This window comes from Rothia mucilaginosa, from assembly GCF_001548235.1.
Classification (GTDB): Bacteria; Actinomycetota; Actinomycetes; order Actinomycetales; family Micrococcaceae; genus Rothia; species Rothia mucilaginosa_B.
In genome coordinates this window covers 972479-996940 of record NZ_AP014938.1, presented here as the reverse complement: position 1 = coordinate 996940, position 24462 = coordinate 972479, and the positions used below count along the sequence as shown (strand labels likewise).

Here is a 24462-nt window from a genome sequence, read left to right as displayed (position 1 = left end):
CATTGAGATAGCGCGTGCGGCTCGGGAGCGAGGTCATACGGTCTTGTTCCACGTGTATTCCCCCAAGTACATAGGGCTGCTGGAAAGTGCCGGGCTTCCTGTGCATCTTCGTGAGCCAATCATGAGCGATGCTGAGGCGGAGCAGATTATGGCGCTGGATCAGGGCAGGGGAGTGCGGCATCCTTTCACGACCGATATGGTGCGTCGGCGGGTCACCGCTGAGCTCGCGGCTATTCGTGACTTTAACGCGGATGCTGTGGTGATTGGTTCTAACCTGACGATGCTGCTGTCTGCGCGTATTGCGGGTGTCCCTATTTTCTATGCGCGCCCGTACGCTTATTCGTCGACGTATTTTTCGAAGAAACCTGTAGGCGGCGAGCTTGCGGCACCGGGGTGGTTGCGTGCGGTGGCGCGGGTGTTTTCGTATAAGCCGGCTTCTTTTGTGCGTGTGGCACGCGAATATGGGCTGAGGCTTCCTCGCCGTACTGTGGATATGCTCAGTGCCGACGTGAATCTTATCTGTTCTCTGTTTACGCAGCTGCGCGGCGATTCTTTAGTAGAACCCGATGTCGGTGTGGGGCCTATTTATTACCGTGCGCCCGGTGAGCTGCCGCAGATTGTTCGCGAGCCCAGAGAACGGCCCCTGATTTACGTGGGAATGGGGTCGTCCGGCTCTGCAGATATTTTGACGCAGGTGCTGCGGCAGCTATCAGCCGCTCCGGTGGATGTGCTGGTCGGTGGCGGGGTGCAGCTCTCGGACACCAGCATGCTGGGCAGCAATATCCATTTCGCCGGGACTGTTCCCGGGACTATTCCAGCGCATCTGCTCGCCGGCCATATTGATGCCTCGATAACCCACGGCGGTGAGGGGACGGTGCAGACGGCGTGTCTGGCGGGTGTACCGTTTGCCGGCATTGCGATGCAGGCGGAGCAGAGCTGGAATATTGAGGAGTGCGTGCGCTACGGTAACGCCCTGCGTTTCACGAAGAATGATGTGCGCCGCGGCAATATGCGCGATATTCTGGACCGTCTGCTCAGCGATGAGGGCATGCGCGCTAAGGCGCGGCAGCTGGGTGAGGCAATGCGTACTATGGATGGTGCGGCGCTCGCCGTTGAGAAGATTGAGGATTATCTGTGCGCTGCCCGTTAGGCGTGTATGTGTTTCGCGTGTGCCTTCGTGAGAAACTAGCATAGGAGTTCTGCAGAAATTGTTTCTGGAACGTCGTAGATATCGGATTGAAACGCGAGGATAAGTATGTCTGAAACTGCCATTGATTATGGTTCCCGCACTATGCCTCATGATGATGTGGCTGAGCAGTCGGTGCTCGGTGGCATGCTGCTGTCAAAGGACGCTATTGCGGATGTGGTTGAGAGCCTGCGTGCGTCTGATTTCTATAAGCCGGCGCACGAGACGATTTATGAGGCGATTCTTTCTCTGTACGGTCACGGTAGCCCTGCGGATGCGATTACGGTTGCTGATGAGCTGAAGAAGCGCGGCGAGCTGGCTCGTGTGGGCGGCGCGGCCTATATTCATACGCTGATTGCGTCGGTTCCGACTGCTGCTAACGCTCAGTATTACGCTGAGATTGTTAAGGAGCACGCGATTATGCGCCGCCTGATTGAGGCGGGTACGAAGATCGCTCAGCTGGGTTACGCCAATGAGACTGAGGTCGATACTTTGGTGGATCAGGCGCAGGCTGAGATTTATGCGGTGACTGATGGTAACGCGAAGGAAGACTATGTGTCTTTCTCTGAGGCGTTGGAGGAAACCATCAATGAGATTGATGCGAACTCGAACCGCCCCGATGGCGTGTACGGTGTGCCGACTGACTTTATTGAGTTTGATGAGCTGACCGGTGGTTTGCACGGTGGCCAGATGATTGTTATTGCGGCTCGTCCGGGTGTGGGTAAGTCGACTTTGGCTCTTGATATTGCTCGTTCTGCGGCTATTCATCATCAGATGACGACTGTGTTTTTCTCGCTGGAGATGAGTCGTACTGAGTTGGCGATGCGTATTCTCTCTGCGGAGGGCAAGATTTCGATGGGTCGTCTGAAGAAGGGTGACCTGGATACTGAGGGCTGGACGAACTTGGCGACTTTGCAGGGGCGTATTGATTCTGCTCCTCTCTTTATTGATGATTCGCCGAATATGACTCTGATGGAGATTCGTGCGAAGTGCCGTCGCCTCAAGCAGCGTAATGATTTGAAGCTTGTGGTGCTGGACTACCTGCAGCTGATGAGTTCGGGTAAGAAGGTTGAGTCGCGTCAGCAGGAGGTTTCGGAGTTCTCTCGTAGCCTGAAGCTGTTGGCTAAGGAGCTGGATGTTCCGGTGATTGCGCTGTCTCAGTTGAACCGTGGTTCGGAGCAGCGTACTGATAAGCGTCCAATGGTTTCGGATCTGCGTGAGTCGGGTTCTATTGAGCAGGATGCGGATATGGTGATTCTGCTGCATCGTGAGGATATGTATAACCCGGATAGTGAACGTGTGGGTGAGGCGGACATGATTATTGCGAAGCACCGTGGTGGTCCAACTCGTACTATCCCGTTGGCGTTTAGCGGTAAGTACTCGCGCTTCAACAATATGGCGAATGAGGCGCCTCCCCAGTACTAACCAGCTCAGCACTAAGCTTCAGTACTCTGTAGCTGTGCCCCTCTTCTTCTATTCCTTGCAGGATGGAAGGGGAGGGGATTTTTCGTATCTATAGGTATGGGCGGCCCAAGTGCAGGATTAGAAATCAATGGCAGGGCATAGGAATAGGGGCTGCGGAGGGGGCAGGAGGGCATTCTGCGAGGGTTTGAGTGGTTTCTTCTGTGTTTATAAGGTTTTTTGGAAGTTTTTTAAAGATTTTCTAGCACCCATAAAACGCTCTGACTAGGTGTTTTGATGTTCTGTTTGGGTCAGAATGAACCTAAACCCCGGTATTTGTGGTCTACTTCACCCGTTTTCGGGTTGCATGGGTGTTTAGGCGTCTGTATAGTTGTATGAGTCGCCGCGGCGAGGAGGAAAAAACGAAGAGATTTCTTCGGTGTTTCTCCTAGTCAGAAGCGGTTGAATGACTTTCAATTGTATAGTGTTTTGGTTTCTTGCTTGAAGGAAATCCGGGTCGCCTGATTGGTGATAATGGAAGAGTTTAGGAAAGAAACTTTGTGGTGTGAATCACGGAAAACGGATTTGCATGGCAAACGAAACGCTGGTATAGTTGATTGGGTTGCCGCGGGAACGCGGTAGCGATGAAAAAACATGAATGACCGTTCAACGGTAAGACTTCTCAAATAGAGTAAGTTGAGGTGTTGAATCGGTGTGTTGCTTGAGAACTCAATAGTGTGCTTTGTTCAATAAAATCACCGAATGGTGATGGAAACTGAAACTAATACCAAATATTTATTGATATTTGATAATCATCAAATGGTTTCAAATTTAGTCAGCTTGAGTCACGCACCCCCGTGTGTGATTCGCTGTTTGAGATCAGATTATCAAGCTTTTCTATTTTTCAACGGAGAGTTTGATTCTGGCTCAGGACGAACGCTGGCGGCGTGCTTAACACATGCAAGTCGAACGATGAAGCCTAGCTTGCTAGGTGGATTAGTGGCGAACGGGTGAGTAATACGTGAGTAACCTACCTTTAACTCTGGGATAAGCCTGGGAAACTGGGTCTAATACCGGATACGACCAATCTCCGCATGGGGTGTTGGTGGAAAGCGTTATGTAGTGGTTATAGATGGGCTCACGGCCTATCAGCTTGTTGGTGAGGTAATGGCTCACCAAGGCGACGACGGGTAGCCGGCCTGAGAGGGTGACCGGCCACACTGGGACTGAGACACGGCCCAGACTCCTACGGGAGGCAGCAGTGGGGAATATTGCACAATGGGCGCAAGCCTGATGCAGCGACGCCGCGTGAGGGATGACGGCCTTCGGGTTGTAAACCTCTGTTAGCAGGGAAGAAGAGAGATTGACGGTACCTGCAGAGAAAGCGCCGGCTAACTACGTGCCAGCAGCCGCGGTAATACGTAGGGCGCGAGCGTTGTCCGGAATTATTGGGCGTAAAGAGCTTGTAGGCGGTTTGTCGCGTCTGCTGTGAAAGGCCGGGGCTTAACTCCGTGTATTGCAGTGGGTACGGGCAGACTAGAGTGCAGTAGGGGAGACTGGAATTCCTGGTGTAGCGGTGGAATGCGCAGATATCAGGAGGAACACCGATGGCGAAGGCAGGTCTCTGGGCTGTAACTGACGCTGAGAAGCGAAAGCATGGGGAGCGAACAGGATTAGATACCCTGGTAGTCCATGCCGTAAACGTTGGGCACTAGGTGTGGGGGACATTCCACGTTTTCCGCGCCGTAGCTAACGCATTAAGTGCCCCGCCTGGGGAGTACGGCCGCAAGGCTAAAACTCAAAGAAATTGACGGGGGCCCGCACAAGCGGCGGAGCATGCGGATTAATTCGATGCAACGCGAAGAACCTTACCAAGGCTTGACATATACTGGACCGCATCAGAGATGGTGTTTCCCTTCGGGGCTGGTATACAGGTGGTGCATGGTTGTCGTCAGCTCGTGTCGTGAGATGTTGGGTTAAGTCCCGCAACGAGCGCAACCCTCGTTCTATGTTGCCAGCACGTTATGGTGGGGACTCATAGGAGACTGCCGGGGTCAACTCGGAGGAAGGTGGGGATGACGTCAAATCATCATGCCCCTTATGTCTTGGGCTTCACGCATGCTACAATGGCCGGTACAGAGGGTTGCGATACTGTGAGGTGGAGCTAATCCCTAAAAGCCGGTCTCAGTTCGGATTGGGGTCTGCAACTCGACCCCATGAAGTCGGAGTCGCTAGTAATCGCAGATCAGCAACGCTGCGGTGAATACGTTCCCGGGCCTTGTACACACCGCCCGTCAAGTCACGAAAGTTGGTAACACCCAAAGCCGGTGGCCTAACCCTTTTGGGAGGGAGCCGTCTAAGGTGGGATTGGCGATTGGGACTAAGTCGTAACAAGGTAGCCGTACCGGAAGGTGCGGCTGGATCACCTCCTTTCTAAGGAGCACATTTAGTTGGCCATGCTGTCCGCGAGTGTCGGGTGGGTGGTTTTGCTCATGGGTGGAATGTTGGTTTTGGGTTGGATGAGGCGCATTGTTGGGTTTTGGGGTAACACATTGTGTTGTTCCTTTGTTTGCCTGGCATGGTGATGATGCAAATGTTTTTGTTTGTGTTGTTGTTGTGTTGTGGGTTGTTGTTTGAGAACTATATAGTGGACGCGAGCATCTTCTGGAATTTGCGTTGAATCAATGCTTTGGTGTTGGTTTGATTGTTGATTTTAGATTCTTATTTTTCTTGATTGTGTGTAAGTTATTAAGGGCACACGGTGGATGCCTTGGCATTAAGAGCCGATGAAGGACGTGTGAATCTGCGATAAGCCTCGGGGAGCCGATAACTGGGCTGTGATCCGAGGATTTCCGAATGGGGAAACCTGGCTCATCTTCATGGTGAGTTACCGCCAGCTGAATGTATAGGCTGGTTGGGGGGAACGCGGGGAAGTGAAACATCTCAGTACCCGCAGGAAGAGAAAATAAAGTAATGATTCTGTGAGTAGTGGCGAGCGAAAGCGGAAGAGACTAAACCTGTGGTGTGTGATAGCGGTTAGGCGTTGCATCATGGGGGTTGTGGGAGTCACAGTGGCAGTTCTAACTGGCTGCCGGCATGATGTTCAGGATGGTAGGTGAACGACTTGGAATGGTCGGCCGTAGAGGGTGAGAGTCCCGTAATCGAAATTGTTCTGTCCGTGGTGTGGCCACCCGAGTAGCACGGGGCTCGTGGAATCTCGTGTGAATCTGCCAGGACCACCTGGTAAGTCTAAATACTTCTTAATGACCGATAGTGAATCAGTACCGTGAGGGAATGGTGAAAAGTACCCCGGGAGGGGAGTGAAATAGTACCTGAAACCGTGTGCTTACAAGCCGTTGGAGCCTTTTGGGGTGACAGCGTGCCTTTTGAAGAATGAGCCTGCGAGTTAGTGTTATGTCGCGAGGTTAACCCGTGTGGGGTATCCGTAGCGAAAGCGAGTCTGAATAGGGCGTTTGAGTGGCATGACCTAGACCCGAAGCGGAGTGATCTATCCATGGCCAGGTTGAAGCGACGGTAAGACGTCGTGGAGGACCGAACCCACTTCAGTTGAAAATGGAGGGGATGAGCTGTGGATAGGGGTGAAAGGCCAATCAAACTCTGTGATAGCTGGTTCTCCCCGAAATGCATTTAGGTGCAGCGTTACGTGTTTCTTGCCGGAGGTAGAGCTACTGGATGGCCGATGGGCCTTCACGGGTTACTGACGTCAGCTAAACTCCGAATGCCGGTAAGTGAGAGCGTAGCAGTGAGACAGTGGGGGATAAGCTTCATTGTCGAGAGGGAAACAGCCCAGACCACCAACTAAGGCCCCTAAGCGTGTGCTAAGTGGGAAAGGATGTGGAGTTGCTTAGACAACCAGGAGGTTGGCTTAGAAGCAGCCATCCTTGAAAGAGTGCGTAACAGCTCACTGGTCAAGTGATTCTGCGCCGATAATGTAGCGGGGCTCAAGTACACCGCCGAAGTTGTGGCAATGACCCTTTGAGGGTTGTTGGGTAGGGGAGCGTCGTGTAGCCGGTGAAGCTGCGGTGTAAACCAGTGGTGGAGGCTATGCGAGTGAGAATGCAGGCATGAGTAGCGAAAGATGAGTGAGAAACTCATCCGCCGGATGATCAAGGGTTCCAGGGTCAAGTTAATCTGCCCTGGGTTAGTCGGGGCCTAAGGCGAGGCCGACAGGCGTAGTCGATGGATAACGGGTTGATATTCCCGTACCGGTGAAAAACCGCCCATACTGATATTGTGATGCTAACCATGCGAAGCATGATGTGCAGGCTTTTGTTTGTGTGTTGTGTGGGTTGTGGGACCCGATCTTTGGAGGTAAACGTGTTAACAGGTGTGACGCAGGAAGGTAGCCAAGCCACGCGATGGTTGTCGTGGTCTAAGCGTGTAGGGTTGTCGGTTGTTAAATGCGCCGGCTGTGTGCCTGAGACGTGATGGGACCCCGTTTTTGGGGGATTTGGTGATCCTATGCTGCCGAGAAAAGCATCGGCGTGAGGTTTTAGCCGCCCGTACCCTAAACCGACACAGGTGATCAGGTAGAGAATACTAAGGCGATCGAGAGAATCATGGTTAAGGAACTCGGCAAAATGCCCCCGTAACTTCGGGAGAAGGGGGACCTTGAGCGTGATGGGCACTTGCTGCCTGGAGCGTGTATGGGTCGCAGAGACCAGGGGGAAGCGACTGTTTATCAAAAACACAGGTCCGTGCGAAGTCGTAAGACGATGTATACGGACTGACTCCTGCCCGGTGCTGGAAGGTTAAGAGGATTGGTTAGCCCTTTTTGGGCGAAGCTGAGAATTTAAGCCCCAGTAAACGGCGGTGGTAACTATAACCATCCTAAGGTAGCGAAATTCCTTGTCGGGTAAGTTCCGACCTGCACGAATGGAGTAACGACTTCCCTACTGTCTCAACCATGAACTCGGCGAAATTGCAGTACGAGTAAAGATGCTCGTTTCGCGCAGCAGGACGGAAAGACCCCGTGACCTTTACTATAGTTTGGTATTGGTGTTTGGTTTGGCTTGTGTAGGATAGGTGGGAGACTGTGAAGCATGGACGCTAGTTTGTGTGGAGTCGTTGTTGAAATACCACTCTGGTCAATCTGGATGTCTAACTTCGGGCCATGATCTGGTTCAGGGACAGTGCCTGATGGGTAGTTTAACTGGGGCGGTTGCCTCCTAAAGTGTAACGGAGGCGCCCAAAGGTTCCCTCAGCCTGGTTGGCAATCAGGTGTTGAGTGTAAGTGCACAAGGGAGCTTGACTGTGAGACTGGCAGGTCGAGCAGGGACGAAAGTCGGGACTAGTGATCCGGCGGTACGTTGTGGAACGGCCGTCGCTCAACGGATAAAAGGTACCTCGGGGATAACAGGCTGATCTTGCCCAAGAGTCCATATCGACGGCATGGTTTGGCACCTCGATGTCGGCTCGTCGCATCCTGGGGCTGGAGTCGGTCCCAAGGGTTGGGCTGTTCGCCCATTAAAGCGGTACGCGAGCTGGGTTCAGAACGTCGTGAGACAGTTCGGTCCCTATCCGCTGCGCGCGTTGGAAATTTGAGAAAGGCTGTCCTTAGTACGAGAGGACCGGGACGGACGAACCTCTGGTATGTCAGTTGTACCGCCAGGTGCATGGCTGATTGGCTACGTTCGGGAGGGATAACCGCTGAAAGCATCTAAGCGGGAAGCCTGTTTCGAGATGAGATTTCCTGGCACTTTTTGGTGTGTGAGGCTCCTTATAGATGATGAGGTTGATAGGCCGGGTATGGAAGCGGGGACTGAAGACTCGTGGAGTTGACTGGTACTAATAGGCCGAAGGCTTACTTTTCAAGAAGTGTTTTGTTGTTTGCGTTCACTGTATGGTTTTTGGATAACAATCCAATAGGCAATAAAAAGAGCCCGCTTACGCGGGCTCTTTTGCTTTAACGGCTAAAGCTAAAAAGGGGGCAGACCCATGCGGGTCTGCCCCCTTTTTTTTGTGCCCTCAGACCCCTGTCTATGAAGCCTTGTCTACAAGGAAGAATGCTCTCCCCAGACACACTGGGATAGAGTAGAACCATGCACTACCCCATGTTTTCCCACGCACCAGAACCAGCCGATCAGCAGCACCAACACAACGGTGAAGAACGAACGGCAGCCCTCTACGTAGAGAGCACACTGGAGCCTCACGAAGCCTGGGCAGCACTGACCGAATACATTCACCTCTGGTGGCCCAGGCAGCTCCTACAGAGCGAGGAGAGCCATATCGACCTCTCCACAGAGCTACTGCTCGAAGAGACCACAGACGAGGACATCATTCCTGTGGCACGTATTATCCAATGCGAGAACGAAGACGTCCTCACCATCGCACCCTACCCGGGTACACGCCTAGGGCGCCTCCTGGGCGTATCTGAAGAATCAGAAGAAAGCCTGAGCTTCATCCTGGACGCTCTCACCCCGGAGACCGCAGAAGGACCGTTATCCCTGCTCGAAATCAGTAGCGGCACCTACACGGGTCGTGAAGACGAGGAGCTGGGCATCTACGAGGAACAGGAAGAGGCTGCTGCGCTACTCATGGGGGCCTACAGCCGCTTTATTGGAGCTGAGCTCCAGAAGGAAGAACTATAGTACTCACGGGTAAAAGAAGATTCTCAACCCTGTAGAGTGGTATGTCATGAGTACACCAGACCAGAACACCCCGCAGCAGAGCCCTGCACGCCCTCGCTGGGCGCGGCTACGCGCTAAAGCAACTGCAGAAGCAGTGCAATCTCAGCACTACACTAGAGCTGACATGCTGAAGCAGAGCAATATCTGGTTCCGTAAACAGGGTGCGCCCCTCATCATTCCTGCACGTCAACGTGCTCTCGATGCGTTCCCACGCTCCGTGCCATGGATCCTGTGGGCGGGCATCATGCACATCTGCTACATCTTCCTGCGTGATCTCCTTATTTTCATAGTTGATGACGCGAAAGGCTCCCTCCCGGACTACGTCAAAGCCCTCACCACTAACAGTGCACTCAGCGATGAAGTGCTACCCTTGCTCGTTCTCGGTGGCATCTTCCTCGTGCTGCCGATAATCTCCGGGGTGCTCATCGCTCTAACCCACAAACTCATGGTTCGCACCCCGCAGTGGGTTCAAATCACCACGGGTATTCTCACCGTACTTTTTGCCGGCGTGCTCTTCACTGCCGGTGTCTTCGAAACCAGCAGCCTCGACGGCCTCGACTTCGTCTACGACGGCGGCCAAGTCTTCCCGCTCATCGTTATCGGAATCTACCTCGCCATCTTCCTGGGCGTAGATACCGTACTCGGGTGGTCCCTCAAGCACGCCATCCATCAGCTCGCCTCCCTGCCGCCCATGATAGCGAAAGTACTGCCCGTACTCATGGTGTCCGTGCTCTTCATATTCGTGAACGCAGACCTCTGGAAGCTCGCCAACGGACTCAGCTTCCCACGCACCTGGGCGGTTCTGGGCCTCATGGGGCTACTCGCCGTGTTCGTCGTCGTCACAACCTCCCTGGAGCGCACAGCGCGACTGCTGGGGCGCTACAGGGGCGATGACATCGCACGCTTTACCGCGAACGATTACGAGCGCGCCGCAGCCCTTGAAGGCGGAATCTGGAACACCGCCCAAGACTGGGTCGAAGAGAAGAAAATTCTCGAACACCGACCCCTCAAAGTCGCGCCCTGGAGCAACCTCATCATCATCCCCATGATTGGGCAGATTATTCAGGCGACCTTCTTCATGCTGCTCGTCTTTGGATTCTTCATGGGATTCTCATCCATCGCCATTAGCGACACCACCATCGAATCCTGGATGAGCATCAAACCCGAACACCTCAAAATCCTTGGTGTGGACACCAACATCAACGCCGTCGTCATCAAGGTATCCATGATCGTTGCCGTGTTCTCCGGGCTCAGCTTCGTCGCAACCACCAGTAGCGACGAAAAGTACGCCCGAAGCTTCCTCAAGCCCATGATTGAGCGAATCAAGCACATCCTGATTATTCGCGATATCTACCTGGGTCTGCTCACCATGCCCAAAAACGAAGTGCTCATACCCCTCGAAGAGGAGAAGAACACCGAAAAAGAGGCTGAGAAAGTATAAAGAGCCAGGTCATGGCGTAAAAGCTAGTGGTTAGACAGGTTCATCGTCAGCAGGTTGAACACCAGGTACGCCATCAGAAGAGCCGTCGCACCATCCAAAACACGCCACGCTGAAGGGCGCGCAAAAAGCGGACGCAACAGACGCGAACCATACCCCAGCACCAAAAACCAGATCAGGCTACCGCAGCAGCAACCCAGGTAGTACCACCAACGGCCAGGATCGCCCTGTGCATTCGCCAGCGAACCCAAAAGAATAGTCGTATCCAACCACGCCAGCGGATTCAAATAAGTCACCGCCGCCGTAGTCAGCAGAGCCGCCTTCAACGACTGAGAATCACCTTCCGCATCATCAACCACAATGGAATGCGGAGTAAACACGCGGCGGCCAGCCTCAAAACCAAACCACGCCAAAAACGCCGCACCCACATAACGGAACACCTCAATAAACCACGGCGCCGCATCCAACAGAGCGCCCAGACCCACAACGCCCAAGCCAATCATCAGAGCATCCGACAGAATGCAGAAAATAATAATCGGGGTAATATGCCGACCCAAAATACCCTGACGCAGCACAAAAGTTCCCTGGGCGCCGATAGCCGCCACCAAAGAAATCGTGGTGGTAGCACCCAGAAACAGCAGGGACAGGGAAGTGGACATTGTGAAACTTTCTATGTGGACCAAACGGTATGGGCTTTGCAGATATTGCGGGTGGTGGCTCCTTCTAGTACCAGCTTGCCAGGCAAAAGCATACGACGCAGGGATAAAGCCTGCGTTAGCTGAGGTGTGAAGCGTCAGAGACGAGAATACGGGAAAAAGGACCCTAAATCTATCTAAATATTTTCACACTGCGTAAGATATTCTTATGACACGTTTCAGTACCGACCAGCTCACCACCTTCGCCACCGTCATCGAATACGGCACCTTCGACGCGGCAGCAGATATTCTGCGGGTGAGCCCCTCCGCCATCTCCCAGCGCATCAAAGCCATGGAACAGATTGCCGGAAAGGTCCTGCTGCGCCGAAGTAACCCCGTCACCCCTACTGACGCGGGGCAAAGCGTGCTGCGCATCGCTCGCCAGAGCGAATTCCTGCAGCAAGAAATGGAACGTGAACTCATGGGTGCCGGCGGCTTCCAGAGCGTCTCCGTTGCCGTCAACGCCGACTCACTCGCCACCTGGTTCCTCGACGCCGTAGGAACCCTCAGTCGAGAAGACAGCATCTTCTGCGACCTGCGACGAGAAGGTGAATTCCACTCCTCCGCCATGCTCCGATCCGGAGAAGTCATGGCAGTCATCACCTCCAAACCCGAAAAAATCCCCGGCTGTTCCGTCGAAACCCTCGGTGTGGCACGCTACTGGTGCGTTGCCACCCCCGACTACGTGCAGCTATACCTACCCGGCTGGCCCAAGCGCGTAAGCCGCGAAGAGCTCAATCGTGCCCCCGTCGTCGAATACGACCGCAAAGACTTCGTGCAGGACGTAGCGCGAGTCCTCATTGAACAAGAAGTAGGACTGGACGCTGAAGAAACCTTCACCCAAAGCCCCACCATCTACATTCCCTCATCCCCGGACTATGCGCGCGCCGTCAGCTCCGGTATCGCCTGGGGCCTCATTCCTGAGGCGCAATGCGCCGAAGAACTCGCAAGCGGGCACCTCATGAAGCTTGCCGCAACCCCCGTAGAATTTCCCCTCTACTGGCAGCGCTGGAACATTAACTCGCCCGTCATGGAAACCGTAACCCGCCGCGTCCACGAAGCAGCACGAGGCGACCTGATCTACTAGAAGAGGACGACTTCCGTGAGCTTTATGGAACGCCACCAGGTGGCTCTCTACCTCGGCTCCATGATCGTGGGGGTTGCCTGCGCGGGTTTGAACGGATGGAGTTACGCCTCTGAACAGCTCGTGCCTTACGCGCTTGGCGCACTACTGTGGACCAACTTTGCTCTCATGCCTCTCACCGGCATGAGCGTTGGTCAGCATAAGAGGCTCGCTTGTACGGTCGTGCTGGCGGCTACCTTTGGAACCCCGATTCTCGTTGCGCCCCTGGTCTCCCTCTTTATTCCCGAGGGTGGCCCCGTTGCTCTAGCTGCAGTGATTGTTTTGCTGGCTCCATGCGTGGATTACGTTGTGGTTTTTACGTGTATTGCTGGAGGGGAATATCGAGGTTTGCTAGCGGCAACACCCTATCTACTTGGTGCCCAATTTATTTTTATTCCTATATGGACTAGTGTGTATGCATATATAGGAATATTGGATACGAGGGTAGTGGGAGAAATATTCCCCCTCCCCGCTGAAAGCTACCTCAGCCTCACACCGCTCATCCTACCCCTAGTAGCCGCCTACCTCGCACAACGCTGGTCAGCCCGCTCACCGCAACGCCGACAAGCCTACGAACGCGTACGTAGCATGAGCGATACCGCAATGATTCCCCTCATGTGCCTGCTTCTTGCGCTCATGTGCTCCGCCTACACCCCGGCGGTACTGAACGAAATGCAGCTCATTCCCCGGCTCGCCGGACTCTACCTTACCTACGCTATCCTCGCAGGAGTCGCCGCATGGTTCCTGAGTAGAGCCATGAGCCGACCCGAACGTATCTCCTTAACCTTCAGCGCCGTCACCCGCAACGCCCTCATCATCTACCCCGTCGTAGCGCTCTGTGCACAACGTCTGGCATACAACGGCAACCCCGAAGCAAAACTCATGAGTGCAACCGTACTCACCCAAACCCTCACCGAACTGCTCATCATGGTCGCCATGACCGCGATCTTCCGGACAGCGTTTCAGGCCAGAAAAATACCGTAGAGGCTCCCTAAACCCCGGTACTTCCAAACATATAGAGAGGCGGCCACCCCACACGGGATGGCCGCCTCTCTATAAGCTCTAACGCCTAAGTCTTAACGTCTAAACTCTAACGCCAGCGAGTCATCATCAGCATGCTCACCATCATGGCGCCCACACCAATACTCACATTCCACATACCCAAATCAGGAATCGGGAACAGGCCCTGCGTAATGTAGAAAACAATAATCCACAGAATGCCCACCGCCAACAGCGAGAACATAATCACGCGGTACCACAACGGAGTCTGCTCCTTCAGCTGCGTGCCGCTCTCCATCTCACGAGCAATCTCACGCAGACGCAGCTCGCTTGCATCCTCCACCTCAGACTTAGCAGACTTCTGAGACTTCTTCTTGGACGATGCCTTAGCCGAGTTGGTCGACATACTTCCTCCGCTTATTGTTGTATGGGTAACCTAAAAATATATGTTCACACCTATCTTTGCAGACTTACGGGATGATTTCACCTTCTCCCCGCGTTGAAAGATAAGGAACGCCACCCGGCGCCCAAGAACATACATAACCCAGAAGACAAAGGAGACCGCATGAGTCAAGGAACGGCACCCACCGCAGAGCGCCGCCCCCGCAGCGTGCTGCACTGGGTCATTCAGATTACAGGCGAACTCCTCATCACCATCGGAGTCGTACTGCTCCTCTTCGTCGCATGGCAGCTTTGGTGGACCAACATCGACGCAGACCGCACCCAATCCCAAGCCGTCAGCACCCTCGTCCAGGAATTCGACTCCAACCCCGGCGAACCCGTCCCCGACTGGGACCCCAACACCCCTCCCGCCGGTCTGAGCGAACCCGGCCACGGTGAAGTCTTCGGCGTCGTCTACATCCCCAAGTTCGGATCCGACTACCAGCGCCCCGCAACACAGGGCACCAGCTCCGACGTGCTCGACTCCCTCGGCCTCGGCCACTACGAAGGAAGCGCCATGCCCGGCCAGGTCGGCAACTTCTCCCTCGCAGGCCACCGCCAAACCCGCGGTAAAGTCCTCAACGACATTGACCTGCTCACCGAAGGCGACCACATCTACGTGCGCACCAAAGATGGCTACTACACCTACACCGTCTACAGCCACGAAATCGTGCAACCCGACCAGGTAGAAGTCATCGAACCCGTCCCCGGACAGCCCGGCGTAGCACCCACCGAGCGCCTCCTGACGCTCACCACCTGCCACCCGCGCTACGGTGACACCGAACGATACATTGTCCACGCCCGCCTCGAATCCTGGCGGCCCGCCGCAGCCGGAGCGCCCGCAGAAATTGCCGCCTCCGTCGCAAAATCCTAAATCTGAGAGGAAAAGCAGATGTACGCATGGATTTTCCGCCACCTCCCCGGCCCCCTATGGGTTCGCATCATCATCGCCATCGTGCTGATACTCGCCGTAGTCTACCTGCTCATGGAATTCGTCTTCCCCCACTTCGCAGAGTACGGCCCCTTCAACCTGAACGTCACCATCAACCATTAGCGCTAAGGACGTGCCATGACCCGCATCCTTGTTATCGACAACTACGACAGCTTCGTGTTCACCCTCGTCGGCTACATTCAGCAGCTCGGCGCCGAAACCACCGTCATCCGTAACGACGAATACGACCTTGACACCGTCATCAAGCTCGCCGAAGAACACGATGGCGTGCTCGTCTCTCCCGGCCCCGGTGCCCCCGCAGAGGCAGGCGTCATCATCGACACCATCCGCTGGGCCGCCGAAGCAAAGAAGCCGCTGCTGGGCGTCTGCCTGGGCCACCAGGCCATTGCTGAGGCATTCGGCGGCACCGTCACCCACGCCCCCGAGCTGATGCACGGCAAGACCTCGCAGCTGGTGCACGATAACGTGTCCGTCTTCAAGGACGTGCCCTGCCCCTTCACCGCAACCCGCTACCACTCCCTGGCGGTTGTACCCGAAACCATGCCCGACGTCCTGGAAACCACCTCCACGACCGACAACGGCATCATCATGGGCCTGCGCCACCGTGAAGCCCCCATGCACGGCGTGCAGTTCCACCCCGAATCGGTCCTGACCGAAAGCGGATACCTCATGCTCGGCAACTGGCTCGAAGAAACCGGCCTGCAGGGCGCCGCAGAACGCTCTAAGAGCCTCTCACCCCTCATGGCCTAGCCCTTCTAGCCTTTAGAGCCCTCAGTGGCTTATATCGCCTCCAGAAGCCCCGTAGCAGTCACGCTACAGGGAAGCTGGAGGCGATAGCTCTATCTGGCCCGTAGCCGCGAGGAAGCCCCGGTACACGAACAAAGCACACAGACAGACACACGGGCAGATACACGAAAGGGGCGGCGCCCCACACCCAACGGTGTGGAGCGCCGCCCCTTATATAGCTAGCCGCTAGAACCCCTTAGCGGGCATTTGCGTTAGCGTTTGTGTTGTTCGCATTGGCATTGGTATTCGCGTTAGTACCCTGAATCGTACGGGTACCCGCAGTGGCGGACGCAGCCGGTGCCGGAGTAGCCGTAGCGGTAGAACGCTGCTGGTTCTGGTTGCCAGTAGTAGCGTTCTGGTTACCGGTCGATGCAGCCGGCTGAGTAGCCTGCTGGGTAGCCTGACGCTGCTGGTTCTGGTTGCCAGTAGTAGCGTTCTGGTTACCGGTCGACGCAGCCGGCTGAGTAGCCTGCTGAGTCGGTGCAGTCGTCTGAGTCGGAGTAGCCGCCACACGAATCGTCACGGTGCTGTTCTGAGCCACCAGAGTACCCGCCGCAGAGCTCTGCGAAAGCACGGTACCAGCAGGACGCTCATTGGTCTGAACGGTCTCAATGTTGGTGTTCAGCAGAACATCCTGAGCAGTCAGAGCAGCAATAGCCTGATCCTTGGTCAGACCCACCAGCGAGGGGACCTTCACCTTACCGGAGGACAGGACGATGTTCACGGTGCTACCAGCCTCAACGGTCTGAGCACCCTTATCATCGGTCGAGCCCTTCTCCGGGGACAGTTCCACAACCATACCGGCAGGAACGGAAGCGCTCTCCACAGTGGAGACGCGGCCATCCACCAGACCCAGGTCCTTCAGAGCGTTACGGACATACGCCTCACTCTGACCCTGCAGGTTATCCGGCAACTTGACCTTCTCCGGACCGCTAGAAACAGTCACGGTCACAGTCGAACCCTTATTAACCTTTGAACCGACACCCGGGTCAACGCTGATAACGTCGCCCTTCTTGATGTTGTCAGAGTAAGCCGTGCGGTACTCCACCACGAAGCCTCGGTTACGCAGCTGGTTATCGGCATCATCACGGGAAACATTCACCACAGCCGGAACCGGAACCTGCGGAACCTCATTGAGCTTGTTCTGGTAGTACAGAACCGAGCCGACACTGAAAACCAGCAGAGCCGCAATCAGAGTACCCACGAGGAAACGAACCCACGCACGCTTACGCGGCGAAGACTCATCGTACTCCGCGTACTCCTCATCGTCGTACAGTTCCTCATCGTCTTCGTACTCGAAGAAGCCGTTGAGGCCGCCGTCCTCCACCGAAGCCTCAGTAATCGAGGTGGTGTACGGAGCGTAATCCTCACCCAAGGAAGCGGTAGTCGCCGAAGGAACAAAAGCAGTAGTCATCGCTGCATCCTGAACTACGGTCTCTTCACCCGGGCGAACAACCGACACCAAAGCCTGAGCGAACTCAGCAGCACTCTGATAACGCTCATCCGGGTTCTTCGCCAGACCCTTCAGAATCACAGCATCCAGACCCGCCGGAACCTCAAGCGGAGTGAACTTGCTCGGAGGCTCAGGAGTGTCAGAGAGGTGCTTAGCCGCCAGATCAACATTCGACTCAGCGTCAAACGGAGAACGACCAGCAATCATCTCGTAAATCACGCACGCAGCAGAGTACAGGTCACTACGGGCATCAACATCCTTGCCGCTGACCTGCTCCGGAGACATGTAGCGTGCGCTACCCATCACCACGTTAGCCTTGGTCAGCGCCTCGCCAGCTTCCTCAATGGCACGGGAAATACCGAAATCCATGACCTTAATCTGGCCCGGCTGACCCTTAGCAATGTCCTCGCTGGTACGCTCCAGCACCATAATATTCGCCGGCTTAATGTCGCGGTGAATAATGCCCATCGAGTGGCTGTACTGCAAAGCACCCAGCAGCTGCTCGGAATACCCCAAAGCATCACGGACCGGCAGGTGACCGCCACGAGACAGAATGGAACGCAGAGTATGACCCTCCACGTACTCCATCACAATATAAGGAATAGCGGTGCCCTCTTCCGAAGAAGACTCCCCACCATCCTGCGAGGGGTTATACGAACCAGTGTCATAGACAGCAACAATCGCAGGATTGTTCAGAGACGCCACAGCCTCCGCCTCACGCTTAAAGCGTGCGCGGAACGTATCGTCCTGGGCCTGCTCCGGGCGCAGAATCTTAAGCGCAACCTTGCGGCCGAGGCGAGTATCCTCAGCAGCATAAACGGTTGCCATCGCACCGGTACCGATTACCTCGAGTACCTTGTAACGGTTATCAACCGTGTCGGGAACCGACAGGTCCATAAGTTCTCCTGGATTACTAAGACTAAAACTAAATCAAAACGTAGGGGCTATCGCGCCGATGCGGAAGCAGAAGCCGACGCAGACCGTGAAGCGGAAGTACTTGCACTTGATCCCCTACCCGAACTGGAAGAGGCCACATACATGTCTACATTACTACCAACCGTGACCTTGGTGCCAGATGAGGGGGTAGTGCGAAGCACCGTACCGGGGGCCGCAGTGTCTGAATTCTCATAATGCAGAGAAACATTCACACCCAGAGCGGCAACAGCCTTCGACGCCTCATCAACGTTCTTACCCTCAAGGTTCGACGGCAAAGTCACCGACTTCGGACCGGTCGAATAGCGAACAGTCACGCTATTACCCTGCTCCAAAGTACCCGTCGGAGAAACCGAAATCACCGTGTTCTCCGGCTGATTCGACTCAACGCCCTCAGTCTTGGGGGACAAGCCAAGGTTCTTCAGCTCGTTCACCGCATCCTGCAGCTCACGACCCTCATAGTTAATCGCGTTGACGGTCACCTTCTGCTTTGCGGCACGGGCAGAAGCAGACTCAGTCGGCTCCACCGTAGAAACGGTACCCGTGTTCGTCGGAACAGCAGACGAAGAAGCGCTCGGAACCGAATCAGTCGAACCGCCACCATTATTAGAGGAGAGGACCGTCCAAATACCGCCAGCAATCAGCACAATCGCCAACAGCAACGCAACCCACATCCACACGTTCGGGCCGCGCTTCGCCGCAGGAGCAGGAGTAGACTTCACACGGCCCGACACAGGACGCATCGTCTGCTCACTAGTGCGAGGAATCGGTGCCGTCGTCGGCTCCGGCGAGAAACGACCACCAGAACCAAAACGCGGAGTAGCAGAAGCACTAATCGGCTCCGCCGCAACATCCATCGCGGTCATCGCAACAGTCGCGTCGTCAGCGTTCTCCTCAGCCAAGAATTGAGCCAAAGAAGGAACAGCCTTCACCGCAGCCTTCAGGTCGCGGCGACGAATCGCATCTACCGCAGACGCCAGAGCGGTCGCATCCTTAGGACGCTGAGCCGGGTCCTTAGCCAACAAGCACATAATCAGCGCGCGAGCAGCAGCCGGAATGGTCTCCGGAAGAGGCGGCGGCGGATCATTCACCTGAGCCAAAGCAATCGCAATCTGCGACTCACCCGTAAACGGACGACGACCCACCAGGCACTCATAACCAATGATGCCCAACGAGTACATATCCGAAGACGCGGTAGCCGCCTGACCGGTTGCCTGCTCCGGCGCCAAATACTGGGCGGTACCCATCACCTGGCCGGTAGCCGTCAACGGCACCTGATTAGCCAAACGAGCAATACCGAAATCAGTCACCTTCACGCGATCATCCGGGGTGATGATAAGGTTACCCGGCTTCACGTCACGATGCACCAGACCCTGCGAATGAGCCGCAGCCAACGCGCGAGCAGTCTGAGCAATGAAGTTCAGAACACGGTCCGGAGGCAGGGTAGTCTCGTGCTCAATGATGCTAGAGAGCGGATTGCCCGGCACCAGCTCCATGACCAGGTACGCGGAGTTGTCCTCCTCGCCGTAGTCGAAAACATTCGCTACGCCGGGGTGGTTCAACAGCGCCGTATTACGGGCTTCAGCGCGGAAACGCTCCAAGAAGCCCGGGTCACCGGTGTACTCCTCCTTGAGGATCTTGACCGCAACGATGCGCCCAAGCACCTTGTCGCGAGCTTTCCACACCTCGCCCATACCGCCAATCGCGATACGTTCAGTTAGGGTGTAGCGCCCGCCCAAAGTGATATCAGCCGCAGGCCTCACTTGTTCAACACCGCCTCAAAGAGTTGCTTACTAGTACTGGTTGCCAACTGGGCACCGGTCGCCACGTCAATATCCTCATAAACCACAGCAATCGCAATCTGAGGATCATCAGCCGGAGCGAAACCGGTAAACCAAGAATTATTCAAACCTGCCGTGGTCTCCGCGGTACCGGTCTTACCCGCCACCTTCACACCGGGGACACCAGCATTACGTGCAATACCATTATCAACCGCGTTCACCATCCACTGCTTTACCTGGTTAGCAATTTCAGGGCTAGTGGACGTACGCAGCTTCTCAGGAGAGAACTCCTGCAAAGTGCTCAGGTTGCTGGTCTTCACCGAACGAATCAGGTTCGGCTTCATCTGCACGCCGCCATTTGCAATCGCCGCAGAAGTCATCGCCACCTGCAGCGGAGTGGTCTTCACGTCGTACTGGCCAATTGCCGACTGAGCAAGCTGGCTCTGGGTCAGATTCGACGGGAAAGACGACTTAGAAACCGTCAAAGGAATCTTCAAATCCTGGCCGTAACCAAAATTCTCAGCGGTCTTCGCGATACGCTCCTGACCCAAATCCATCGCAATCTGCGCAAACGGCGTATTACAGGACTGAGCCAAAGCCCACTCAATCGTCGCCTGAGTACGGGTGCCACACTGACCGCCCGTATAGTTCGGCAGGCTAATGTTCGTACCCGGCAGCGGCAACTGCGCGGGGTTCGGAATGACCGAAGATGCGTTGTACTTGCCGGACTCCAGCGCCGCCACCGCATCAATAATCTTGAAGGTCGAACCCGGTGAATAGGTGTTACCCGCAATCGCACGGTTAAACAGGGGGCTGTCCTCATCAGAAGTCAGCGCCTGGTAATTCGCCAAAACCGAAGAGCTCGTATGAGACGACAGAAGATTCGGATCATAGGACGGCGAAGAAGCCATCGCCAGAATCTCACCGGTCTTCGGGTTCAACGCCACCACAGCACCCTTACGGCCCTGCAGCGCGTTATAGGCAATATCCTGAAGCTTCGAATTGATCGTAAGCTCCACGCTAGCGCCCTGCGCGGAAGAACCACTGAACAGCTGCGCCACACGGTCGTAGAACTGGCTATCGCTCGTGCCTGCAAGTTCCTTATCCATAGCAGCTTCCAAACCGGTCGCGCCATAAATCGTGGAGAAATAACCCGTCAGAGCCGCATACTTGAGCGGGTGGTTATACACACGCTGGTAGTTGTACTCATCATCGGACTTCACCGACGAAGCAATCTCCGTACCGTCAACCACAATCGAACCACGTGCCGAACCGTAGTTGTCGTAGAGCGCTCGAGAATTCCACTGATTATTCATCAGCGTCTTCGAATCGAAGAACTGAATATAGCTGAGGGTACCCATCAGCAGGACAAACACGCACGCGGCAGACATCCACATGCGGCGAATAGCCCTATCCATTCTTCTCACCTCCAGAATCCTTAGCCGTAATGCGCGCCAGAACGCTAGTAGCACCCTCCGGCTCGTAGCTAGTGTCCGCATGGTCAATACCCTGCGGAGCATCATAACCAGCCACCAGGTGAGGTGCGCGGGCACTATGAGAAATAGACAACCACAGCGCCACAATAATCCAGTTAGCCACCAACGAGGAGCCACCGGCAGACATGAAAGGAGTCGTCAGACCAGTCAGCGGAATCAGGCGAGTCACGCCGCCAATCACCACGAACAGCTGCAGAACCATGACCGTAGACAGGCCGGCAGCCAGCAGCTTGCCGAAACCATCACGAGTACCCAACGCCGCACGGTAACCGCGCGAAACCAGGAGCATGAACATCATCAGGATCGCGCCCAGGCCCACCAGGCCCAGTTCCTCACCCAACGAGGAAATGATCATATCCGAATTAGCGTACGGGACGAGGTTCGCGCGGCCCTGACCCCAACCGCGGCCAAAAAGACCGCCGTAAGCCAGACCGAAAACGCCCTGCAGAATCTGACCCGAACCACCAGGAGACGCCTGGTAAACCTCCGGATCAAAAGCATGCACCCACGCATAAATACGGGCATGCACGTGCGAGACATAGTGGTACGCGAAATAGCCACCCACAGCCATACCGACACCCGCAACCACCAGCCACGAAATACGACCGGTCGACAGGTACAGCATCGCCATGAACAGGCCAAAGAACATGATCGCCGAACCAAGGTCCTTCTGGAACACCAGAACACCCAGGCTCACAATCCACGCCAAGAACACCGGCGCCAAATCGCGCAGACGCGGCAGATTGATAGGACCGATGCGGCGGCCAGCTACCAGAATCAAGTCACGGTGCGTCGCCAAATAGCCGGCGAAGAAAATCGCCAGAGTAATCTTCGCGACCTCACCCGGCTGGAACGTGCGGTTACCGATATGAATCCAAATACGAGCACCATTGAGCTCCATACCCAGACCCGGAACCAGCGGCATGATGAGCAGAATCATCGACAGCACCAGGGAGGTGTACGTGACCTTACGCAGCAGACGGTAATCCCTGAGCACGAACACAATAATCGCGCACAGCACCATAGACACGCCGGTCCACATCAGCTGACCATCACCCACCGGAGCCGCAATCTGCGGATCCAGACGATAAATCATGGTCAAACCAATACCGTTCAGAGCCACCACCAGCGGCAAAATAAACGGATCAGCGTAACGGGCGCGGAACTGCATGACCAAATGAATCAGAAGAGCACCGGCACCCAGCACCACCGTGCACGGCAGCCACTGGCTCTTCGACGTATCAAAAGCGTGCTCCGGATCAATCAGGTACATGCCGAAGGAGCTGATACCCACCGCCAAAACCAGCAGGAAAAGCTCCGTGAAACGGCGTGCACGAGGCGCATCCGACTCACGACGGAACGAGAGCTTAGCCATTGTTCTCACCGCCCTCTGCAGCAGGTGCGGAAGCCTGTTCAGAAGCCTGCTCAGGCGCTACAGGGGTCGCGGAAGCCGGATCGGTGCTCGGAACTGCAGAAGCAGACGGCGACGCAGACGCAGAAGCGGAAGCCGACGCTGAAGCAGCAGCCTGCTCAGCCTTCTCACGCGTCTGATCCGCCTGAGTCTTCAAACGAGACACAATCTGATGCGCATCATCCAGGTCCTTCGCCGTAATCGCATTACGCAACAGGGAACGAGTATGATCGTTCAGCTCACTCGTAGAAATATCGGTATTCTCCACCACGTGAGAAAGACGAATCGGGCCCAAGGCATGCGGAATACCGTTGTACACCGCAACCGTGCCATCACTCTCACCCACGTAGTAGCTACGCTCCACATAGCGCAGACCGGTCCACGCACCCAGCGTCAAAACAGCCGCAATCAGCAAAGTAACGAACAGGCGAATCGACCACGACCGCGGACGCGAACGCTCCGCAGCATCCTCAGCAATCAGCTCCTCCAACTCAGCCGGCAGAGCCGCCTCATCAGACTCAACCTTCAAAGGCACACGCTGAGCCACCGTCGCACGGTGCTCCAGGGTACGAGAAGTAACCGCCGGAATCATGCCGGTCTCAGTAGCCACCGAAGCGGCACCAACCAGCTGATGCGGGCGGGAACCCAACTCACTACGCAAAATCGCAGCATTCGTAAGAGCCGCATCCACGGCGTTATCGTACGTACCGATATGGTGACGCACCGCCCCAGAACCGCTATGCAGCAGCGTTCCAGAGAAGTCACGAGCACGACGGAAACGGCGCAACGACCGACGAGACTCCTCAGAGTCCTCATCATGGTGTGCGCCCAAAAGAGCTTCAGCAGCCTCAGCCGTGGCAGCAACCTCGGGAAGCTTCTGAGTATTCGTGCTGACCTCCTGCTCCGCCACAATCGAATCAGGCAAAGCAGACTCAGGTAGGCTCGAAGGACCCACCGGCTCATCCACCGGCAGAACCTCACGGTCAATCACCTGCAGGGACACAACCGTCACGTTATCCGGAGCGCCACGCTCCAACGTCATTGCAATCAGAGTGTCAGCAATCTCAGACAGGTCATCGGTAGAACGCATCACCTGCTCAATCTCCGCCAGGGACACCACAGCATCCAAACCGTCCGAAGAGAGCACCCAGCGCTCGCCGGGAACAGCGTCCAGAGTCTTCAACTCCAGCTCAGGGGAGGCGTCAACATCACCCAGAACACGCATAATCACGTTCTTATGCGGGTGGTTCTCCGCCTCCTGCGGGGTAATACGACCCTCATTAAGCAAACGCTGCACAAACGTATGGTCAGTAGAAATCTGCTCAAACTCACCATCAGCGCCTGGACGCAGACGATACGCACGCGAGTCACCAATATGGGCGAACTCAATGCAATCACCATCAATCAGCAGGGCAGTACAGGTCGTACCCATACCCGCCAACTGCGGATCATTCGCCGCCAGCTCATTAATAATCAGGTTCGCACTCTGAATCTCATCAGCCAGATAGACACCGCCGGTACCATCCTCAAAGTCAGGGTGGTCAAGCGGAGTCAGATTCAGAACCGTCGTAGCCGACGCGACATCGCCGCCCACGTGACCGCCCATGCCGTCAGCAACGACAGCAAGGAAACGACCACCGTAGCCGGAGTCATCATTTTTCGAGCGTTTCAGACCCGTATCAGAGCGGGCCTCAAAACGAAAAGCAATCTTCATACA

Annotated in this window: 16 protein-coding genes and 2 rRNA genes; 11 read left to right on the top strand and 7 right to left on the bottom strand. The window is 55.5% G+C overall.

Annotation, left to right across the window (positions count from 1 at the left end; genetic code table 11):
• Positions 1–121 precede the first annotated feature (121 nt).
• The 6 genes from RM6536_RS03745 to RM6536_RS03720 all read left to right on the top strand — a co-directional run bounded on the left by RM6536_RS03745 (position 122) and on the right by RM6536_RS03720 (position 10678).
• Positions 122–1150, top strand: a complete 1029-nt coding sequence (locus RM6536_RS03745) for a glycosyltransferase (protein ID WP_231917997.1) — start codon at positions 122–124, stop codon at positions 1148–1150.
• 105 nt (positions 1151–1255) lie between these two features.
• Positions 1256–2611, top strand: coding sequence for a replicative DNA helicase (dnaB, locus tag RM6536_RS03740; protein WP_060824099.1), 1356 nt, complete (start codon positions 1256–1258; stop codon positions 2609–2611).
• Positions 2612–3491: 880 nt separating this feature from the next.
• Positions 3492–5020 (top strand): 16S ribosomal RNA (locus RM6536_RS03735).
• A 305-nt stretch (positions 5021–5325) separates the two neighbouring features.
• Positions 5326–8419: ribosomal RNA gene (locus RM6536_RS03730) — 23S ribosomal RNA — on the top strand.
• The 16S and 23S rRNA genes sit together here, the layout of an rRNA operon.
• 242 nt (positions 8420–8661) lie before the next feature.
• On the top strand, positions 8662–9198 hold the full coding sequence (locus RM6536_RS03725; protein ID WP_231917996.1) for a GTPase: 537 nt from the start codon (positions 8662–8664) through the stop codon (positions 9196–9198).
• A 409-nt stretch (positions 9199–9607) separates the two neighbouring features.
• Positions 9608–10678: a D-mannonate dehydratase gene (locus RM6536_RS03720; RefSeq protein WP_231917995.1), complete on the top strand. Its 1071-nt coding sequence runs from the start codon at positions 9608–9610 to the stop codon at positions 10676–10678.
• Positions 10679–10701: 23 nt separating this feature from the next.
• On the opposite strand, the gene RM6536_RS03715 is transcribed toward RM6536_RS03720, so the two are convergent.
• A complete protein-coding gene (locus tag RM6536_RS03715) occupies positions 10702–11334 on the bottom strand; it encodes a LysE/ArgO family amino acid transporter (protein WP_060824096.1) in 633 nt (210 codons plus the stop codon).
• Between the two features lie 205 nt (positions 11335–11539).
• Here RM6536_RS03715 and RM6536_RS03710 point away from each other — a divergent pair, with 205 nt between their 5' ends.
• Together RM6536_RS03710 and RM6536_RS09010 are read left to right on the top strand one after the other, a co-directional pair.
• Positions 11540–12457, top strand: coding sequence for an ArgP/LysG family DNA-binding transcriptional regulator (locus tag RM6536_RS03710; RefSeq protein WP_060824095.1), 918 nt, complete (start codon positions 11540–11542; stop codon positions 12455–12457).
• A gap of 624 nt (positions 12458–13081) precedes the next feature.
• Positions 13082–13477, top strand: a complete 396-nt coding sequence (locus RM6536_RS09010; RefSeq protein WP_145974239.1) for a hypothetical protein — start codon at positions 13082–13084, stop codon at positions 13475–13477.
• A gap of 106 nt (positions 13478–13583) precedes the next feature.
• Here the strand turns inward: RM6536_RS09010 and RM6536_RS03700 are convergent, their stop codons facing one another.
• The gene (locus RM6536_RS03700) at positions 13584–13898 is read right to left on the bottom strand and encodes a cell division protein CrgA (protein WP_060824093.1); all 315 of its coding nucleotides are present in this window, start codon (positions 13896–13898) and stop codon (positions 13584–13586) included.
• Between the two features lie 159 nt (positions 13899–14057).
• Here RM6536_RS03700 and RM6536_RS03695 point away from each other — a divergent pair, with 159 nt between their 5' ends.
• From RM6536_RS03695 to RM6536_RS03690, 3 genes are read left to right on the top strand one after another with little or no spacing between them, the layout of a single operon-like run.
• Positions 14058–14807, top strand: a complete 750-nt coding sequence (locus RM6536_RS03695; protein ID WP_049345744.1) for a class E sortase — start codon at positions 14058–14060, stop codon at positions 14805–14807.
• 18 nt (positions 14808–14825) lie between these two features.
• On the top strand, positions 14826–14987 hold the full coding sequence (locus RM6536_RS09075) for a hypothetical protein (RefSeq protein ID WP_005507386.1): 162 nt from the start codon (positions 14826–14828) through the stop codon (positions 14985–14987).
• 15 nt (positions 14988–15002) lie between these two features.
• A complete protein-coding gene (locus RM6536_RS03690) occupies positions 15003–15635 on the top strand; it encodes an aminodeoxychorismate/anthranilate synthase component II (protein ID WP_060824092.1) in 633 nt (210 codons plus the stop codon).
• 232 nt (positions 15636–15867) lie between these two features.
• Here the strand turns inward: RM6536_RS03690 and pknB are convergent, their stop codons facing one another.
• From pknB to RM6536_RS03665, 5 genes are read right to left on the bottom strand one after another with little or no spacing between them, the layout of a single operon-like run.
• The gene (pknB, locus tag RM6536_RS03685; RefSeq protein WP_060824091.1) at positions 15868–18021 is read right to left on the bottom strand and encodes a Stk1 family PASTA domain-containing Ser/Thr kinase; all 2154 of its coding nucleotides are present in this window, start codon (positions 18019–18021) and stop codon (positions 15868–15870) included.
• 47 nt (positions 18022–18068) lie between these two features.
• Positions 18069–19820: a protein kinase domain-containing protein gene (locus tag RM6536_RS03680; protein WP_060824090.1), complete on the bottom strand. Its 1752-nt coding sequence runs from the start codon at positions 19818–19820 to the stop codon at positions 18069–18071.
• Positions 19817–21256, bottom strand: a complete 1440-nt coding sequence (locus RM6536_RS03675) for a peptidoglycan D,D-transpeptidase FtsI family protein (RefSeq protein ID WP_060824089.1) — start codon at positions 21254–21256, stop codon at positions 19817–19819. The genes RM6536_RS03680 and RM6536_RS03675 overlap by 4 nt, the downstream gene beginning before the upstream one ends.
• Entirely contained in the window at positions 21249–22709 is a 1461-nt protein-coding gene (locus tag RM6536_RS03670; RefSeq protein WP_060824088.1) for an FtsW/RodA/SpoVE family cell cycle protein, read from the bottom strand. The genes RM6536_RS03675 and RM6536_RS03670 overlap by 8 nt, the downstream gene beginning before the upstream one ends.
• Complete coding sequence (locus RM6536_RS03665) at positions 22702–24459, bottom strand: PP2C family protein-serine/threonine phosphatase (RefSeq protein WP_060824087.1); 1758 nt, start codon at positions 24457–24459, stop codon at positions 22702–22704. Before RM6536_RS03665 ends, RM6536_RS03670 begins: the two co-directional genes overlap by 8 nt.
• Positions 24460–24462 lie beyond the last annotated feature (3 nt).

Coding starts and splice junctions, on each gene's coding strand:
- RM6536_RS03745 (WP_231917997.1), top strand. CDS start 122: ATGAGCGATGCTGAGGCGGAGCAGATTATGGCGCTGGATCAGGGCAGG.
- dnaB (WP_060824099.1), top strand. CDS start 1,256: ATGTCTGAAACTGCCATTGATTATGGTTCCCGCACTATGCCTCATGAT.
- RM6536_RS03725 (WP_231917996.1), top strand. CDS start 8,662: ATGTTTTCCCACGCACCAGAACCAGCCGATCAGCAGCACCAACACAAC.
- RM6536_RS03715 (WP_060824096.1), bottom strand. CDS start 11,334: ATGTCCACTTCCCTGTCCCTGCTGTTTCTGGGTGCTACCACCACGATT.
- RM6536_RS03710 (WP_060824095.1), top strand. CDS start 11,540: ATGACACGTTTCAGTACCGACCAGCTCACCACCTTCGCCACCGTCATC.
- RM6536_RS09010 (WP_145974239.1), top strand. CDS start 13,082: ATGAGCGATACCGCAATGATTCCCCTCATGTGCCTGCTTCTTGCGCTC.
- RM6536_RS03700 (WP_060824093.1), bottom strand. CDS start 13,898: ATGTCGACCAACTCGGCTAAGGCATCGTCCAAGAAGAAGTCTCAGAAG.
- RM6536_RS03695 (WP_049345744.1), top strand. CDS start 14,058: ATGAGTCAAGGAACGGCACCCACCGCAGAGCGCCGCCCCCGCAGCGTG.
- RM6536_RS09075 (WP_005507386.1), top strand. CDS start 14,826: ATGTACGCATGGATTTTCCGCCACCTCCCCGGCCCCCTATGGGTTCGC.
- RM6536_RS03690 (WP_060824092.1), top strand. CDS start 15,003: ATGACCCGCATCCTTGTTATCGACAACTACGACAGCTTCGTGTTCACC.
- pknB (WP_060824091.1), bottom strand. CDS start 18,021: ATGGACCTGTCGGTTCCCGACACGGTTGATAACCGTTACAAGGTACTC.
- RM6536_RS03675 (WP_060824089.1), bottom strand. CDS start 21,256: ATGGATAGGGCTATTCGCCGCATGTGGATGTCTGCCGCGTGCGTGTTT.
- RM6536_RS03670 (WP_060824088.1), bottom strand. CDS start 22,709: ATGGCTAAGCTCTCGTTCCGTCGTGAGTCGGATGCGCCTCGTGCACGC.
- RM6536_RS03665 (WP_060824087.1), bottom strand. CDS start 24,459: ATGAAGATTGCTTTTCGTTTTGAGGCCCGCTCTGATACGGGTCTGAAA.